We start from the raw sequence: 16811 nt of genomic DNA on the forward strand, positions 1-16811 counted from the left end.
CCGGAGCCCGAGCCAGAGCAGCACCGACAGGAGCACCGTGCCCCCCACGAAGACCGCGAAGAACGGCAGCGACCCCGCCACCGAGACGGCCGGCGGGACCCGTACCCCTGCCCGCCGCCGCACCTCGGCGGCCGGCGGCCGGCCGCTGGTCATCGTGGAGTCGCCGACCAAGGCGAACAAGATCGCCGGCTACCTCGGCGGCGGCTACGTCGTCGAGGCCAGCGTCGGCCACATCCGCGACCTGCCGCGCAACGCCGCCGACGTGCCCGCCGAGCACAAGGGCGCGTCGTGGGCGCGGCTCGGGGTGGACGTGGACAACCAGTTCGAGCCGCTCTACGTCGTCAGCCCCGACCGCAAGCAGCAGGTGAGCCGGCTCAAGCAGCTGGTCAAGGAGGCGAGCGAGGTCTACCTCGCCACCGATGAGGACCGCGAGGGCGAGGCGATCGCCTGGCACCTGGTCGACACCCTCAAGCCGCGGGTCCCGGTGCGCCGCATGGTGTTCCACGAGATCACCCCGGAGGCGATCGCCCGCGCCGTCGCCAACCCGCGCGAGCTCGACACCGCGCTGGTCGACGCCCAGGAGACCCGCCGCATCCTCGACCGGCTCTACGGCTACGAGGTCAGCCCCGTGCTGTGGAAGAAGGTCCTGCCCAAGCTGTCGGCCGGCCGGGTGCAGTCGGTCGCCACCCGCATCGTCGTCGAGCGCGAGCGCGAGCGGATGGGCTTCCACGCCGCCGACTACTGGTCGCTGGAGGGCACCTTCGCCGTCCCCGGCCGCACCGCCGGCGACGACGGCGAGCCGACGACGCTGCGCGCCAAGCTGGTCAGCGTCGACGACAGCCGGGTCGCCACCGGCCGCGACTTCGACCCGTCGACCGGCCGGGTCACCGGCGAGGTCGTGCACCTGGACGAGGCCGGCGCCCGCGGCCTGGCCGCCCGCCTCGAGGGCCGTCAGGTCATGGTGAGCCGGGTCGACGAGAAGCCCTACCGCCGCCGTCCCTACGCGCCGTTCACCACCTCCACCCTGCAGATGGAGGCCGGCCGCAAGCTCGGCTGGTCCTCGGCGCAGGTCATGCGGGTGGCGCAGCGGCTGTACGAGAACGGCCACATCACCTACATGCGCACCGACTCGACGAACCTGTCGAACGAGGCGATCAACGCCGCGCGCACCCAGGCCCGCGAGCTCTACGGCGACGCCTACGTGCCGGCCGAGGCCCGGCGGTACGCGAAGAAGGCCAAGGGCGCGCAGGAGGCGCACGAGGCCATCCGCCCCGCCGGCGACAGCTTCCGCACCCCCGGCCAGCTCGCCGGCCAGCTCGCCCGCGACGAGTTCCGGCTCTACGAGCTGATCTGGCAGCGCACCGTCGCCTCGCAGATGGCCGACGCCGTCGGGCAGACCGTGAGCATCCGGCTGGCCGGGCGCAGCGCGACCGACGAGGCCGTCGAGTTCACCGCCAGCGGCCGCACCATCACCTTCCCCGGCTTCCTGCGCGCCTACGTCGAGTCCCGCGACGAGGGCAGCAACGGCGGGGACGACGACCAGGGCGCCGACGACTCCGAGCGCCGGCTGCCCCGCGTCGAGCGCGGCCAGCAGCTGGACACCCGGGCGCTGGACCCCAAGGGGCACACGACCACGCCGCCGTCCCGCTACACCGAGCCGAGCCTGGTCGCGCGGCTGGAGGAGCTGGGCATCGGCCGCCCGTCGACCTACGCGTCGATCATGCAGACCATCCAGGACCGCGGGTACGTGTGGAAGAAGGGCGCCGCGCTGGTGCCCTCCTTCGTCGCCTTCGCCGTGGTGAACCTGCTCGAGCAGCACTTCGCGCAGCTCGTCGACTACGACTTCACCGCCTCGCTGGAGGAGGAGCTCGACGAGATCGCCGGCGGCACCCTGCAGCGGGTCGACTGGCTGACCGAGTTCTACTTCGGCGGCGAGGGCCGGCACGCCGGAGCCATCGCGCAGGCCGGCGGCCTCAAGCAGGTCATCGGGCAGCGGCTGGAGGAGATCGACGCCCGCGGGGTCAACTCGATCCCGCTGCGCGCGACCGGGCCCGGCGGCGAGCCGGTCGTGGTCCGGGTCGGCCGCTACGGCCCGTACCTGCAGGCCGGCGAGGACGGCGGGCGGGTCAGCCTCCCCGAGGACCTGCCGCCGGACGAGCTGACCAGCGACAAGGTCGCCGAGCTGCTGGCCGCGCCCTCGGGCGACCGCGAGCTGGGCACCGACCCCGGCAGCGGCCACCCCGTGGTGGTCAAGGCCGGCCGGTACGGGCCCTACGTGACCACCGTGGTGCCCGAGGGCAGCAAGGACCAGCCGCGGACGGCGAGCCTGTTCTCCTCGATGTCGCCGGAGACGGTGACCCTCGAGCAGGCGCTGCAGCTGCTGACCCTGCCGCGCACCGTCGGCGCCGCGCCCGACGGCGAGGAGATCCAGGCGCTCAACGGCCGCTACGGGCCCTACCTGAAGAAGGGCAGCGACTCCCGGTCCCTGGAGAGCGAGGACCGCCTGTTCAGCGTCACGCTGGAGGAGGCGCTGGCCATCTTCGCCCAGCCCAAGCAGCGGGGCCGGCGCGCGGCCGCGGCGCCGCTCAAGGAGCTCGGCCCGGACCCGGTGACCCAGGGCGCGATCACGGTCCGCGAGGGCCGCTTCGGCCCGTACGTCACCGACGGCGAGACCAACGCGAGCCTGCGCAAGGGCGACGACGTCGAGTCGATCACCCTCGACCGTGCGGCCGAGCTGCTCGCCGACCGGCGCAGCCGGCCCGCCGCCACGAAGAAGAAGGCCACGAAGAAGGCGACCAAGGCGACGGCCAAGAAGACCGCCGCGAAGGCCACGGCCAAGAAGGCCCCGGCGAAGAAGAAGGCGGCCAGCCCGGCCGACGCCGTCCCCCTGAGCTGACCCGGCCGTGACCGACTCGCTGGACCCGGCGGCCTGGCAGGCCCGCCGGACGTCCTTCGGGTCGGTCGCGGCCGACTACGCCGCGCTCCGGCCGGGCTACCCGCCCGAGGCGGTCGCCTTCCTCCTCGGCCGCCACCCGCGGCGCGTGCTCGACCTCGGCGCGGGCACCGGCCTGCTCACCGAGGTGCTGCTGGCCGCGGGGCACGAGGTGGTCGCCGTCGACCCGTCGGCGGAGATGCTCGCCCAGCTGCGGGCCCGCCTGCCGCAGGTGCGGACGGCGGCCGGCGGGGCCGAGGACGTCCCGCTGCCCGACGCCTCGGTCGACGCCGTCGTCGCCGGCCAGGCGGCACACTGGTTCCGGCCGGCCGAGGCCGCGGCGGAGCTGCGGCGGGTGCTGCGCCCGGGCGGGGTGGCCGGGTTCGTCTGGAACACCCGCGACGAGCGGGTGCCCTGGGTGCGCGCGTTGGGGGAGGCGCTGGCCGCCGAGGCCCGCGGGCACGACGCCGACCAGGGGGTCGTCGACGCGTTCGCCCGCGCCCTGCCCGCGCGGGTCGCGCACGCCGAGTCGGCCGTCCTCCAGCGGGTCACCCCGGAGCAGGTCGTGGCCGGGATCGGCACCCGCAGCTACGTCGCCACGATGGACGACGCCACGCGGGCGGGCTTCCTGGGCGGCCTGCGCGAGCTGCTGGCCCGCCACCCGGACACCCGCGGCCGGGCGGTCCTCGAGCTGCCGTACCGCACCGACGCCTACCGGCTGGAGCCGGTGTAGCTCACCCCGCGCGCCGCCCCACCGCGAACACCCGGCGGAACGGCAGCAGCGTCGTCCCGTCCGGCCGCGGCGGGTAGGCGGTCCGCAGCGCCGCGGCGTAGGCGGCGGTCAGCTCCGCGGCCTCGTCGCCGGGCAGCAGCGCCAGCACCGGCCGCAGCACGGTGCTGCGCACCCAGCCCAGCACCGGGTCCGGGCCGGTCAGCACATGCAGGTAGGTGGTCTCCCAGGCGTCGGCGCGCAGCCCCGCCTCCTCGAGCACGCGCAGGTAGCCGGCCGGGTCCAGCACCGGCGCCGGCGGGGGAGCGGCCGCGGCCAGCCGGTCGCCCCACCGCGGGGAGGTGCACAGCTCGGCCAGCAGCCGGTGCGTCGGGGCGCCGGAGTTCCCCGGCACCTGCAGCGCCAGCCAGCCGCCCGGCGCCAGCTGCCCGGCCCAGCGGCGCAGCAGGTCCGCGTGGCCGGGCACCCAGTGCAGGACGGCGTTGGTGACCAGGACGTCGACCGGCTCGTCGGCGGCCCAGTCCCGGACGTCGCCGCGGACGAAGCCCACCCGCCCGGGCACCGCGTGCGCGGCCGCCGCGGCCAGCATCTCGGCCGAGGAGTCGACGCCGGTGACCCGCGCCCGCGGCCAGCGCCGGGCCAGCGAGGCGGTGAGCGCCCCCTCGCCGCACCCCAGGTCCACCACGACCCGCGGGTCGGCGGCGGCGACCCGGGCCAGCAGGTCCCCGAACGGCCGGGCGCGCTCGTCGCCGAAGCGCAGGTACTGGCCCGGGTCCCAGGCGCCGGGGCCCGAGTCGGGGCCCGCGCCGGGGCCCGCGCCGGGGAGAGGGCTCTCGCCCGGGTCAGCCACGGCACCGACCCTACGAGCGACCCGGGACCGTCACCCCCGGCCGGTACCGTGGCGCCGCGCGGCCGACCCGCGCCACCGTCGCACCGCACACCTCCCGGGAGCCCGTCATCCCCGCGTCCCCCGACCACCGTCCCGGGCTGCTGCTCGCCTTCGAGGGCGGGGAGGGCGCGGGCAAGTCCACCCAGGTGCGGCTGCTCACCGAGTGGCTCATCGCGGCCGGCCGCCGGGTGCGGGCCACGTTCGAGCCCGGCGACACCCCGGCCGGGGCCGTGGTGCGCCAGCTCGTCCTCGACCGGGCCGACCTGGCGCTCAGCCCGCGCGCGGAGGCGCTGCTCTACGCCGCCGACCGCGCGCAGCACACCGCGGAGGTGCTGCTGCCCGCGCTGGCCGCCGGCGACGTGGTGGTCACCGACCGGTTCGTGGACAGCTCGCTGGCCTACCAGGGCGCCGGCCGGGAGATCGCCCGCGAGGAGGTCGCCGCCCTGTCCCGCTGGGCGACCGAGGGGCTGGTGCCCGACCTGACCGTGCTGCTGGACCTGCCGCCGGCGACCGGCCTGGCCCGCGCCCGCGGCCGCGCCGCCGCCGACCGCATCGAGGCCGAGTCGCTGGACTTCCACGAGCGGGTACGGGCGACGTTCCTGGTGCTGGCCGCCACCGAACCCCACCGCTACCTGGTGCTCGACGCCACCCGGCCGGTCGACGACCTGGCCGCCGCCGTCCGCGACCGCGTGGCCGCGCTGCTCGACCCGGCGGTCGCGCCGTGACCGAGGGCGTGTGGGCCGGCCTGGTCGGTCAGGACGACGTCATCGCCGTCCTGCGCGGGGCGATCGAGGACCCGGCGGCGATGACGCACGCCTGGCTGTTCACCGGCCCACCCGGGTCGGGCAGGTCGGTGGCGGCGCGCGCGTTCGCCGCCGCGCTGCAGTGCCCGGCCGGCGGGGACGGCACCTGCCACGCCTGCCGCACGGTGCTGGCCGGCACCCACGCCGACGTCTCGGTCATCGTCCCGGACGGGCTCTCGATCGGGGCCAAGGAGGCCCGCGAGCTGGTCCGGCTCGCCGGGCGGGCGCCCTCGCAGGGCCGCTGGCAGGTCATCGTGGTCGAGGACGCCGACCGGATGACCGAGCACGCGGCCAACGCCGTCCTCAAGATGCTCGAGGAGCCGCCGCCGCGGACGGTGGTCATGCTCTGCACGCCGAGCCTGCACCCCGACGACATCATGGTGACCATCCGGTCCCGGTGCCGCGTGGTGAGCCTGCGGACGCCGCGGGTGGAGGCGATCGCCGACGTCCTGGTGCGGCGGGACGGTGTCGACCCGGCGATGGCCGCCTGGTCCGCGGCGGCCTCCGGCGGGCACGTCGGCCGGGCCCGCCGCCTGGCGCGGGACGAGGCGGCGCGGCTGGCCCGCAAGGCGGTGCTCGACGTGCCGCTGTCGCTGGTCTCGCTGGCCGCCTGCCTCAACGCCGCCGACGACCTGGTCGCCGCCGCCAAGGAGGAGTCCGACCAGGCGACCGCCGTCCTGGACGCGGCGGAGACCGAGGCGGTCAAGGCCAGCCTCGGGGTGGGCGCCCGCGGCCCCGGGGTGGCCGCCGCGAGCCGGGGCGCCGGGCAGCTCAAGGAGCTCGAGAAGCGGCAGAAGTCGCGGGCCACCCGGCTCGGCCGCGACTCGCTGGACCGGGCGCTGGTCGACCTCGCCGCGCTGTACCGGGACGCGCTGGTGCTCGCCGCCGTCCGCGGCGACGGGGGAGAGCCGCCGCCGCTGGCCCACCCCGACCGGCGGGCCGACGCCGAGGAGCTCGCGGCGCGGATCGGCGCCGAGGGCGCCCTGCGGCGCATCGACGCCGTCCTCGCCTGCCGGACGGCGCTGGAGCAGAACGTGAAGCCGCAGATCGCCGTCGAGGCGCTCACCGTCGCGCTGCGACTCCCCGTCGACCGGGACTGACCGGTGCGCGGCCCCGCGAGGGCGGTGTCGTAGGCTGGTTGCGCACGTCCGCCGCCTTAGCTCAGTCGGTAGAGCATCTCACTCGTAATGAGAAGGTCGTCGGTTCGATTCCGACAGGCGGCTCTCCTCCTCCACGACCCCGTCCCCGCGGACGGGGTCGTGTCGTCTCTGCGGCAGGTCGACCGACCCCCACACCCCCTCCGAGCTGCCGGGACGTGCTTGCCCACAGGCGATGACCTGGGTCACACTCGGATATCGCAAGCCGTACGATTGCCTTCGGGCCGTCGGCGAGTGAAGATGTGACCGATGTCAACACGTCGAAGCATCCGCGGGGACCGCCGGGTGCCGGGGAGCGCTGCATGAGACTCGGTCTCCACCTGAACGACTACTCGCACCTCGGTGAGCCCCGCCAGATGGGCCCGGCGCTGGCGCGCATCGCCCGCGCGGCGGAGGACGCCGGTTTCGCCCGGCTCAGCACCACCGACCACCTGTGGCAGATCAGCCTCATCGGCGAGGAGGACGAGCCGATGCTGGAGGCCTACACGACGCTGGCCTACCTCGCCGGCCAGACCTCCCGCATCGAGCTGCAGACCCTGGTGACCGCGGCGACCTACCGGGCGCCCGGGCTGCTCGCCAAGATGGTCACCACCCTCGACGTGCTCTCCGGCGGCCGCGCCTGGCTGGGCATCGGCACGGGCTGGAACGAGCAGGAGGCGACCGGCCTCGGCCTCCCGTACGACCACCACGACGGCCGCTACCACCGGCTCGAGGAGACCGTCCGCATCTGCCTGCAGATGTGGAGCGGCAGCGACGACCCGATCGTCACCGAGCACTACCAGCTCGGCCAGACCCTCAACGTGCCGGCGCCGGTGTCGCAGCCCCGGCCGCGGCTGCTCATCGGCGGCGGCGGCGAGCTGCGCACGCTGAAGCTCGTCGCGAGGTACGCCGACGCGATGAACGTCTGGGGCGGCGAGGACGCCGGGCAGAAGATCACCCGGCTGCGGGAGCGGTGCGAGGAGGTCGGCCGCGACCCCGACGAGATCGAGAAGACGGCGCTCTGGACGTTCGAGGTCGACGGGCCCCGCGGCGTCGACGGTCTCCTCCGGGACCTGCGCCGGCTGCACGAGCTCGGCTTCACGACCGTCTACGGCTGGGTGCCGGACCTCGGTTCCGAAGCCCCGCTGGAGCTCATCGGCTCGAAGGTCGTCCCGGAGATCAGCTCCTGGTGACCGCGGGGCCACCCGCCGCACGCCCGTCCGCACCCAGTCCGCCACCGATGCCGCAGATGAGAGAGGTCAGCGCATGAACGTCGAAGACATGATCATGATCAGCATCGACGACCACGTCGTCGAGCCGCCCGACATGTTCAAGAACCACACGCCCGAGAAGTGGAGGGACGAGGCGCCCAAGTCCATCGCGGACGAGAACGGCTACGAGAAGTGGTGGTTCCAGGGCAACTCGATGGGCACCGTCGGCCTCAACGCCGTCGTCGGCTGGCCCAACGAGGAGTGGGGCCTCAACCCCGCCACCTTCGCCGAGATGCGCCCGGGTGCCTATGACATCCACGAGCGGATCAAGGACATGAACCGCAACGGGATCCTGGCCTCGATGTGCTTCCCCTCCTTCGCCGGGTTCAGCGCGCGGTACTTCCAGGAGGCCAAGGACAAGGACCTGGCGTTGGTCTTCCTCAAGGCCTACAACGACTGGCACATCGACGAGTGGTGCACCGCCTACCCGGGCCGGATGATCCCCTGCGCGATCCTCCCCGTCTGGGACCCGGTCGAGCTGGTGAACGAGGTGAAGCGGGTCGCGGCCAAGGGCGTCAAGGCCGTCACGATGCCCGAGCTGCCGCACATCCAGGGCCTGCCCAGCTACCACGACCTGGAGTACTGGGGCCCGTTCTTCCAGACGATCTCCGAGCTCGAGGTCGTCATGTGCCTGCACATCGGCCAGGGCTTCGGCGCCATCAAGGGTGCTCCCGACGCCCCGATCGACAACATGATCATCCTGGCCACCCAGGTGTCGACCTTCGCCGCGCAGGACCTGCTGTGGGGCGGCGCGATGCGCAAGTACCCCGACCTGAAGATCGCCTGGTCGGAGGCCGGCATCGGCTGGATCCCGTTCTACCTGGACCGCTGCGACCGGCACTACACCAACCAGCGGTGGCTGGGTCACGACTTCGGCGGCAAGCTGCCGAGTGAGATCTTCCGCGAGCACTCGCTGGCCTGCTACGTCACCGACCCGACCGCGCTCAAGGTCCGCCACGACATCGGCGTCGACATCATCGCGTGGGAGTGCGACTACCCCCACTCCGACTCGATCTGGCCGAACGCGCCGGAGTTCGTCAACGCGGAGATGAAGGGCTCCGGCGTCCCGGACGACGAGGTCCACAAGATCCTGTGGGAGAACACCACCCGGTTCTTCGGCCTCGACCCGTTCAAGCACATCGCCAAGGAGGACGCCACGGTCGGCGCCCTGCGCGCGCTGAGCCCGGACGTGGACACCACCATCCGCAGCAAGCACGAGTGGCGGAAGCTGTACGACCTGCGCCAGAAGGCCGCCACCGCCTGACGCGAGCGGCCTCCCCGCCGGGGTCCCCGACGCCGCGTCGGCGCGCAGTCCCGTCCGGGACGCGCGCCGGCGCGGCGCCGTCGTCTCCGCCCGGCGGGGGCTGGGCCTGCGCCGTTACGGTTCGACGGTGAGACGACGCGCCTGCACCCCGGCCCTGCTCGCGGCCGCCGCCCTGGTGGCCGGCTGCTCCTCGGAGGTCTCCGGCAGCGCCTCGCCCGCGGGCCCGCCGACGCTCTCCGACCAGGAGCGGCACGACGCGTTCTGCACCGACGTCCCCGCGCTGCTGCGCGACATCACCGCCCAGCTGGAGGACGTGCAGGCCGATCCGGCGTCGGCCGTCGGCGTCCTCGACGACGCGGTCGGCCGCATGGAGGAGGTCCAGCCGCCCGACGACGCCGCCGACGAGTGGGAGCGCCTGGTGGCCGTGTGGCGGGAGCTGCGGGACCTCGTCGAGCAGGTGGACCCGAGCGACCCCGGCGCCAACCAGGAGCTGGCCGGTGACCTGGTCGACCTGCAGTCCGAGCTGGTCGACGCGGGCGCCGCGGTCGACGAGTGGGGTCAGGCCAACTGCTGAGGCCCGGGACCGACACGGCGACGGCGGTGCACCCCGGGGGTGCACCGCCGTCGCCGTTCCTCGTGCGCTCGGCCGCTCGGAGCGGGCCAGGGAGGGGTCAGTGGTGGGGCTCGGCCTCGCGGGCCCGCTTCAGGGAGGCCTCGATCTCGGCCTCGGCCTCGGCGCGCCCGACCCAGTTGGCGCCCTCGACGGACTTGCCGGGCTCGAGGTCCTTGTAGGTCTCGAAGAAGTGCTGGATCTCCAGCCGGTCGAACTCCGACACGTCGCTGATGTCCTTGAGGTGCGACATCCGCGGGTCGGTGGCCGGGACGGTGAGGACCTTGTCGTCCCCGCCGGCCTCGTCGGTCATCCGGAACATGCCGATCGCCCGGCAGGTGATCAGGCACCCCGGGAAGGTCGGCTCCTCGAGCAGCACCAGGGCGTCGAGCGGGTCGCCGTCCTGGCCGAGGGTGTTCTCGATGTAGCCGTAGTCCGCCGGATAGCGGGTGGAGGTGAAGAGCATCCGGTCCAAGCGGATGCGGCCGGTGGCGTGGTCCAGCTCGTACTTGTTCCGCTGGCCCTTGGGGATCTCTACCGTCACGTCGAACTGCACGGGTCGTAGTGTGACCCACGGCAACCGGTGCCTCAGCCGGAGGGCGTCCCAGGGGGTGGGCACCATCGCGTCGAGCGGGTCGACGACCGTCACGCCGAAGTACTCGCGCTTCCGTCGCCGGCTCGCCCTGGCGGGCGTCGCGGTGCTGTGCGTGCTCGCCGTCGCCGTCGTCCTGGTGGTCCGGGCCGTCGGCGCGGACGACGGGGACGGCGGCGCCCCCGCGGACACCCCCGCCGCCGGGGCGCAGCTGCCGCAGGTCGAGGACCCCGCGCCCGTGCTGGCCGCCCTGGCCGCCGACGCGCCCACCCCCGACCCGGCCGCGCTGGACGCGACGCTGTCGCCGCTGCTGGCCGGGCCCGCGCTCGGCGCCGCCCCCGTCGCCCGGGTGGTGGACGTCGCCACCGGCGAGGTGCTGCTGGACCGGGACGGCGACCGCCCCGCCGTCCCCGCCTCCACCGCGAAGTTGTTGACCGCGGTGGCGGCCCTGACCACCCTCGACCCGGACGACACGCTGACCACCACGGTCGTGGCCGGCGCGAACCCCGGCGAGGTCGTCCTGGTGGGCGGGGGAGACCCGACGCTGTCCACCACCAGCCCGTCGCTCACCTACCCGGGGGCGGCCACCGTGGCCGACCTCGCCGGCCAGGTGCAGGCGGCGCTCGGCGGCGCGCCGGTCACCAGCGTGCTGGTCGACAACGGCCTGTTCACCGGCCCGCTCACCGCGCCCGGCTGGGGGCCGGACGACGCGCCGTCCAGCTACGCCGCCCCCGTCACCGCGACCGCCGTCGACGGGGCGCGGGTCGCGCCCGGCGGCACCGCCCGCAGCGGCTCGCCGGGCACCGACGCCGGCCGCGCGCTCGCCGCGGCGCTCGGCGCGCCCGCCGCGACCGTCGCCCTCGGCGACGCCCCCGACGGCGCCCGGGTGCTGGGCACCGTGCAGTCGGCGCCGATCGCCCGGCTGGTCGAGCAGACGATCGCCCTCTCCGACAACGTGCTGGCCGAGGCGCTCGGCCGGCACGTGGCCCTGGCCCGCGACCTGCCCGCCACCTTCGACGGGGTCGCCGAGGCCGTGCCCGCCGCGCTGGCGGAGGCCGGCTTCGACCTGTCCGGCGTCACCCTCGCCGACGGCAGCGGCCTGTCCGCCACCGACCGCGTGCCGGCCTCGCTGCTGGCGGCGCTGGTCACCGCCGCCGCCGACGGCTCCGCGCCGGAGACCTCGGCGGTCGTGTCCGGGCTCGCGGTCGCCGGCTACGACGGCACGCTGGTCGACCGCGGGGACGATGACCCGGCGACCGCCCCCGGCTCCGTGCGCGGCAAGACCGGCACGCTGCTCGGCGTGCACGCGCTCGCCGGCACCGTGGTCACCGCCGACGGCCGGCTGCTGGCCTTCGCGTTCGTCGCCGACGCCGTCTCCGGCGGCGAGCAGCCCGCCGAGGACGCCCTCGACGCGGCCGCCGCCGCACTCGCCGCCTGCGGCTGCTCCTGAGTCCGCGGGGCGGCGACCGGGCCGTCTGCGCGCGTACGGTGAGCCGATGAGCAGCGCCTCCTCGATGGTCGACTGGGACCTCGCCGGACGCACCGCCCGCCGGCTGGTCAGCCCGGGTCCGCAGACGACGCGGGAGGAGGCCGCCGCCGTCGTCCGCGAGCTGCACGAGGCCGCCGCCACCGCGATCGCGCACGTCGAGGGCCTCACCGGCCTGCGCCCGGCGCCGGGCGGCCCCGTCCCCGAGGTCGCCGTCGTCGACCGGCCCGGCTGGGTGGACGCCAACACCGCCGGGATGTCGGCGCTGCTGGACCCCCTGGTCGACGCCCTCGCCGAGAAGCAGGGCAGCCGGCCCGGCCCGATCGCCACCGCGATCGGCTCCCGCGCCACCGGCGTGCAGGCCGGCGCCGTCCTCTCCTTCCTCGCCTCCCGCGTGCTCGGGCAGTACGAGGTCTTCGGCACCGGCGGCCGGCTGCTGCTGGTGGCCCCCAACATCGTCGACGCCGAGCGCCGCCTGGGCGTGGACCCCAGCGACTTCCGGCTCTGGGTCTGCCTGCACGAGGTCACCCACCAGCTGCAGTTCACCGGCGTGCCGTGGCTGCAGGGGCACCTGGAGTCGCTGATCGCCGAGTTCGTCGAGGCGACCGACCTGGACGCCGACGTCCTGCGTGACCGCCTGCGCGACGTCGTGCGCAGCCTCGGGGACGCCGTCCGCGGCGGGGACGGCGACGACGACGAGCCGCAGGGCCTCATGGCGCTGGTCAGCGACCCGAAGCAGCGGGCGGTGCTGGACCGGGTGACCGCCGTGATGAGCCTGGTCGAGGGGCACGCCGAGTACGTGATGGACGGCGTCGGCCCGGACGTCGTCCCGACCGTGCGCACCCTGCGCAAGCGGTTCGCCCAGCGGCGCAAGGGCCGCGGCCCCGTCGACCGGGTGCTGCGCCGGCTGCTCGGCCTGGAGCAGAAGATGAAGCAGTACGCCGACGGGCGCGTGTTCGTCGGCGGCGTCGTCGACCTGGTCGGCATGGAGGGCTTCAACCGCGTGTGGTCGGGGCCGGACGCGCTGCCGCTGGTCGAGGAGCTCACCGACCCCGCGCGCTGGGTGGACCGCGTCATCGGCCGCCCGGCCATCCCCGCCTGACCCCGGCATGAGCGGGCCGCCGCCCGCGGTCGCCGCGCTGCGCTCCGCGGTCCGGCCCGGCCTGCGCGGCTGCTCCCGGCCGGTGCTGGCCGCCTGCAGCGGGGGAGCGGACTCCCTGGCGCTCGCCGCGGCCCTCGCCTTCGAGGGCCGGTCGGCCGGTGTCCGGGTCGGCGCCGTGACCGTCGACCACGGCCTGCAGCCCGGCTCCGCCGGGCGGGCGGAGCGGGCGGCGGCGCTGCTGCGCGACCTCGGCCTGGACCCGGTGCTCGTCCTGACGGTGCGGGTCGAGGGGACCGGCGGCCCGGAGGCAGCGGCCAGGACGGCCCGGTACGCCGCGCTGGCGGACGCCGCGGCCGGCCAGGGTGCGCGGGTCGCCCTCGGGCACACCCTCGACGACCAGGCCGAGACCGTGCTGCTCGGGCTCGGCCGCGGATCGGGCCCCCGCTCGGTGGCCGGCATGGTCGCCGAGCGCAGGGACGGCGGGGTGCTCTGGTGGCGCCCGCTGCTCGGGATCCGCCGGGCGACCACCCGGCAGGCGTGCGCGGACCAGGGCCTGCCGGTCTGGGACGACCCCTGGAACGCCGACCCCGCCTACACCCGCGTGCGGCTGCGCACCGAGGCGCTGCCGCTGCTGGAGGAGGTGCTCGGCGGCGGGGTCGCGCCCGCGCTGGCCCGCACCGCCGACCTGCTCCGGGAGGACCTCGACGCCCTCGACGGACTCGCCGCCGGCCACCTCGCCCGGCTCGCCGGGGAGGCCGGGGACGGCGGCCTGCCGGCCCGGCCGCTGGCGGAGCTGCCCGCGGCGCTGCGCCGGCGGGTGCTCCGCGGCTGGCTCCGCGCGGCCGGCGTGCCCGACCTGCAGGCGGTGCACCTGCGGGCGGTCGAGACCCTCGTCACAGGCTGGCGCGGGCAGGGGCGGGTGGACCTACCCGGCGGGGCAGGGGTGCTGCGGGCGTCTGGCAGGCTGGTCGTGCTGCCGCCGGCACGCCGCGGCGCGGACCCTGGACCCGCACCCCTCGAGGAGCCCCTCCCGTGACGGACCCCGCCATCGCCACCGGGGCACTCGGCCCCGACCACGGGTACGGGCCGGACATCGACCACGTCCTGCTCAGCGAGGAGCAGATCCAGGACAAGATCACCGAGCTCGCCGCCGTCGTCGCCCGCGACTACGCCGGCAAGGAGGTCCTGCTCGTCGGTGTCCTCAAGGGCGCGGTGCTGTTCATGAGCGACTTCGCGCGGGCCCTCCAGCTGCCCACCCAGATGGAGTTCATGGCGGTCTCCTCCTACGGCAGCGCCACCAGCTCCTCCGGCGTCGTCCGCATCCTCAAGGACCTCGACCGCGACATCACCGGCAAGCACGTGCTGGTGCTCGAGGACATCATCGACTCCGGGCTGACCCTCTCCTGGCTGCTGAAGAACCTCGGCGGCCGCGCGCCGGCCTCGCTGGAGGTCTGCGCCCTGCTGCGCAAGCCCGACGCGGTCAAGGTCGAGGTGCCCGTGAAGTACATCGGGTTCGACATCCCCAACGAGTTCGTCATCGGCTACGGCCTCGACTACGCCGAGCGCTACCGCGACCTGCCCTACATCGCGACGCTCAAGCCCGAGGTCTACGCCTGACGGCTGTGTCACTGCGGTCCTCCGGACCGCACCGCGGCCAGGTGCCGTCCCCGGCCTGCGCTGAGCCGCTGCCCGTGTCCCGGTCGGGAGGCCCTCCGGGCCCCCGCGACCGGGCCACCCCGGCCGGGTGCCGTGCCCCGCCGTCCAGGACCCGTCACCGGGCGTGCTCCCGACGGGGGAATCCCGGCTCGTTCCGGGCTCTCGTCCAGGGTTCGCACAGGTGGCCCGGTGTACCTTCGAGCGCAACGACGCTGCACCGACGCGCGGGTGCCCACCCGCCGGGCAGGGCGCGTCCCCCGGACGATCAGGAGGGTCGACGGGTCAGGCCCGTCCGGGCCGCCCGGCATCGGTGTATGGAACGCAAGAAGATCTTCCGCTCCGTGTGGTTCTGGGTCGTCCTCGTCATCCTGCTGGCGGTGGGGTTCTCGACCCTCTTCCGCGGCGGCGGTGAGTACGAAGGCGTCTCCACGGCCACGGCTCTGGAGCAGATCGAGGACGGCAACGCCGAGAAGGTCACGATCAACGACAAGGAGCAGACGCTCGACATCGAGCTGACGAACCCGGTCGAGGGCAGCGACCGGATCACCGCCTCCTACCCGATCGGCGCCTCCGACGACGTCTTCGACCTGGTGTCCGGCCAGGGCGACCAGAACGACGGCGTGAACTTCGACACGAACGTCACGCAGGAGAACGTCTTCGTCAGCGTCCTGATCAGCTTCCTGCCGTTCGTCATCCTCCTGCTGCTGCTGTTCTGGCTGTTCAACTCCATGCAGGGCGGCGGCCGCGGCGTCATGGCCTTCGGCAAGTCGAAGGCCAAGCAGATCACCAAGGACACCCCGAAGACGACGTTCGCCGACGTCGCCGGCGCCGACGAGGCGATCGAGGAGCTCCAGGAGATCAAGGACTTCCTCGCCAACCCGGTGAAGTTCCAGGCCGTCGGCGCCAAGATCCCCAAGGGCGTGCTGCTGTTCGGCCCGCCCGGCACCGGCAAGACGCTGCTGGCCCGCGCGGTGGCCGGCGAGGCCGGGGTGCCGTTCTTCTCGATCTCCGGCTCGGACTTCGTCGAGATGTTCGTCGGTGTCGGCGCCAGCCGCGTCCGCGACCTGTTCGAGCAGGCCAAGCAGAACGCGCCGGCGATCATCTTCGTCGACGAGATCGACGCCGTCGGCCGGCACCGCGGCGCCGGCATGGGCGGCGGGCACGACGAGCGCGAGCAGACGCTCAACCAGATGCTCGTCGAGATGGACGGCTTCGACGTCAAGGGCGGCGTCATCATGATCGCCGCCACCAACCGGCCCGACATCCTCGACCCCGCGCTGCTGCGCCCGGGCCGCTTCGACCGGCAGATCGCCGTCGACCGGCCCGACCTGATGGGCCGCAAGGCGATCCTGTCGGTGCACGCCAAGGGCAAGCCGCTCGCCCCGGACGTCGACCTCGAGACCCTGGCCCGCCGGACGCCGGGCTTCACCGGTGCCGACCTGGCCAACGTCCTCAACGAGGGCGCCCTGCTGACCGCCCGCACCAACAGCACGGTCATCACCGACGCGGTGCTGGAGGAGGCGATCGACCGGGTCATCGCCGGCCCCGAGCGCAAGACGCGGGCGATGAGCGAGAAGGAGAAGAAGGTCACCGCCTACCACGAGGGCGGGCACGCCCTCGTGGCGCACGCGCTGCCCAACCTGGACCCGGTGCACAAGGTGACGATCCTGCCGCGCGGCCGGTCCCTGGGGCACACGCTCGTGCTGCCGACCGAGGACAAGTACACCCAGACCCGGTCGGAGATGATCGACACCCTGGCCTACGCCCTCGGCGGGCGCGCGGCCGAGGAGCTGGTCTTCCACGAGCCGACCACCGGCGCAGGCAACGACATCGAGAAGGCCACCTCCATGGCCCGGGCGATGGTCACCCAGTACGGCATGAGCGCCAAGCTGGGCGCGGTGAAGTACGGCAGCACCGACTCCGAGCCGTTCCTCGGCCGGGACATGGGCTCGCGGCCGGACTACTCCGAGGCCGTCGCCGCCGACATCGACGCCGAGGTGCGCGCCCTCATCGAGGCCGCGCACGACGAGGCCTGGGAGATCCTCGTCGAGCACCGGGCCGTGCTCGACCAGCTCGTCCTCGAGCTGATCGAGAAGGAGACCCTCTCCAAGGAGGACATGGCGCGGATCTGCGCGCCGGTCACCAAGCGGCCCTCCCTGGCGCCCTACAACGGCTTCGGCAAGCGGACGCCGTCGGACCAGCCGCCGGTGCTCACCCCCGCCGAGCGGGCCCAGCTCGCCGGCGGCAGCGAGAACGGCAACGGGCACCTGACCGGCGGGTCCAGCCCGGTCGGCGACGTCGGCGCGCCCGTGCAACGGTGAGCGGGTCCGTTCCCCGGTC

Annotated in this window: 14 protein-coding genes and 1 tRNA gene; 13 read left to right on the plus strand and 2 right to left on the minus strand. The window is 74.7% G+C overall.

The genetic code is table 11. The features are described from left to right. The first annotated feature begins 37 nt into the window (after positions 1–37). Positions 38–2896 (plus strand): type I DNA topoisomerase, encoded by a 2859-nt coding sequence (topA, locus tag ACI79F_RS12645; RefSeq protein WP_456543123.1) that lies wholly within the window; start codon positions 38–40, stop codon positions 2894–2896. Between the two features lie 7 nt (positions 2897–2903). Beyond that, positions 2904–3665 (plus strand): class I SAM-dependent methyltransferase, encoded by a 762-nt coding sequence (locus ACI79F_RS12650; RefSeq protein WP_456543122.1) that lies wholly within the window; start codon positions 2904–2906, stop codon positions 3663–3665. A 1-nt stretch (position 3666) separates the two neighbouring features. On the opposite strand, the gene ACI79F_RS12655 is transcribed toward ACI79F_RS12650, so the two are convergent. Next, entirely contained in the window at positions 3667–4512 is an 846-nt protein-coding gene (locus ACI79F_RS12655) for a trans-aconitate 2-methyltransferase (RefSeq protein WP_456543121.1), read from the minus strand. Positions 4513–4652: 140 nt separating this feature from the next. On the opposite strand from ACI79F_RS12655, the gene tmk reads away from it, so the two are divergent. The 6 genes from tmk (at position 4653) to ACI79F_RS12685 (ending at position 9599) form a co-directional block, all read left to right on the plus strand. Then, positions 4653–5276 (plus strand): dTMP kinase, encoded by a 624-nt coding sequence (gene tmk / locus ACI79F_RS12660; RefSeq protein ID WP_456578912.1) that lies wholly within the window; start codon positions 4653–4655, stop codon positions 5274–5276. Continuing rightward, on the plus strand, positions 5273–6454 hold the full coding sequence (locus ACI79F_RS12665; RefSeq protein WP_456543120.1) for a DNA polymerase III subunit delta': 1182 nt from the start codon (positions 5273–5275) through the stop codon (positions 6452–6454). Before tmk ends, ACI79F_RS12665 begins: the two co-directional genes overlap by 4 nt. 50 nt (positions 6455–6504) lie before the next feature. After that, a tRNA-Thr gene (locus tag ACI79F_RS12670) sits at positions 6505–6577 on the plus strand. Between the two features lie 236 nt (positions 6578–6813). Next, positions 6814–7683: an LLM class F420-dependent oxidoreductase gene (locus ACI79F_RS12675; protein WP_456543119.1), complete on the plus strand. Its 870-nt coding sequence runs from the start codon at positions 6814–6816 to the stop codon at positions 7681–7683. A gap of 73 nt (positions 7684–7756) precedes the next feature. Then, positions 7757–9025 carry an amidohydrolase family protein gene (locus tag ACI79F_RS12680; protein WP_456543118.1) on the plus strand — a complete coding sequence of 423 codons (1269 nt, stop codon included), beginning with the start codon at positions 7757–7759 and terminating at the stop codon, positions 9023–9025. Between the two features lie 127 nt (positions 9026–9152). Further along, a complete protein-coding gene (locus tag ACI79F_RS12685) occupies positions 9153–9599 on the plus strand; it encodes a hypothetical protein (RefSeq protein WP_456543117.1) in 447 nt (148 codons plus the stop codon). A gap of 97 nt (positions 9600–9696) precedes the next feature. Here ACI79F_RS12685 and ACI79F_RS12690 read toward each other — a convergent pair whose 3' ends face one another. Continuing rightward, on the minus strand, positions 9697–10191 hold the full coding sequence (locus ACI79F_RS12690; protein ID WP_456543116.1) for an inorganic diphosphatase: 495 nt from the start codon (positions 10189–10191) through the stop codon (positions 9697–9699). A gap of 55 nt (positions 10192–10246) precedes the next feature. On the opposite strand from ACI79F_RS12690, the gene dacB reads away from it, so the two are divergent. The 5 genes from dacB (at position 10247) to ftsH (ending at position 16792) form a co-directional block, all read left to right on the plus strand. Next, on the plus strand, positions 10247–11677 hold the full coding sequence (gene dacB, locus ACI79F_RS12695) for a D-alanyl-D-alanine carboxypeptidase/D-alanyl-D-alanine endopeptidase (protein ID WP_456543115.1): 1431 nt from the start codon (positions 10247–10249) through the stop codon (positions 11675–11677). A 46-nt stretch (positions 11678–11723) separates the two neighbouring features. Beyond that, positions 11724–12815 (plus strand): zinc-dependent metalloprotease, encoded by a 1092-nt coding sequence (locus ACI79F_RS12700; RefSeq protein WP_456543114.1) that lies wholly within the window; start codon positions 11724–11726, stop codon positions 12813–12815. Between the two features lie 7 nt (positions 12816–12822). Continuing rightward, a complete protein-coding gene (gene tilS / locus ACI79F_RS12705) occupies positions 12823–13851 on the plus strand; it encodes a tRNA lysidine(34) synthetase TilS (RefSeq protein WP_456543113.1) in 1029 nt (342 codons plus the stop codon). Continuing rightward, positions 13848–14432, plus strand: a complete 585-nt coding sequence (gene hpt / locus ACI79F_RS12710) for a hypoxanthine phosphoribosyltransferase (RefSeq protein ID WP_456543112.1) — start codon at positions 13848–13850, stop codon at positions 14430–14432. The genes tilS and hpt overlap by 4 nt, the downstream gene beginning before the upstream one ends. A gap of 353 nt (positions 14433–14785) precedes the next feature. Next, positions 14786–16792 (plus strand): ATP-dependent zinc metalloprotease FtsH, encoded by a 2007-nt coding sequence (ftsH, locus tag ACI79F_RS12715; RefSeq protein ID WP_456543111.1) that lies wholly within the window; start codon positions 14786–14788, stop codon positions 16790–16792. Positions 16793–16811 lie beyond the last annotated feature (19 nt).

The organism is Blastococcus sp. SYSU D00868, assembly GCF_054050575.1.

Bases quoted from the DNA above. Each gene is read 5' to 3' on its own strand.
- tilS (WP_456543113.1), top strand. From the start codon at position 12,823: ATGAGCGGGCCGCCGCCCGCGGTCGCCGCGCTGCGCTCCGCGGTCCGG.
- ACI79F_RS12680 (WP_456543118.1), top strand. From the start codon at position 7,757: ATGAACGTCGAAGACATGATCATGATCAGCATCGACGACCACGTCGTC.
- ftsH (WP_456543111.1), top strand. From the start codon at position 14,786: ATGGAACGCAAGAAGATCTTCCGCTCCGTGTGGTTCTGGGTCGTCCTC.
- ACI79F_RS12700 (WP_456543114.1), top strand. From the start codon at position 11,724: ATGAGCAGCGCCTCCTCGATGGTCGACTGGGACCTCGCCGGACGCACC.
- ACI79F_RS12675 (WP_456543119.1), top strand. From the start codon at position 6,814: ATGAGACTCGGTCTCCACCTGAACGACTACTCGCACCTCGGTGAGCCC.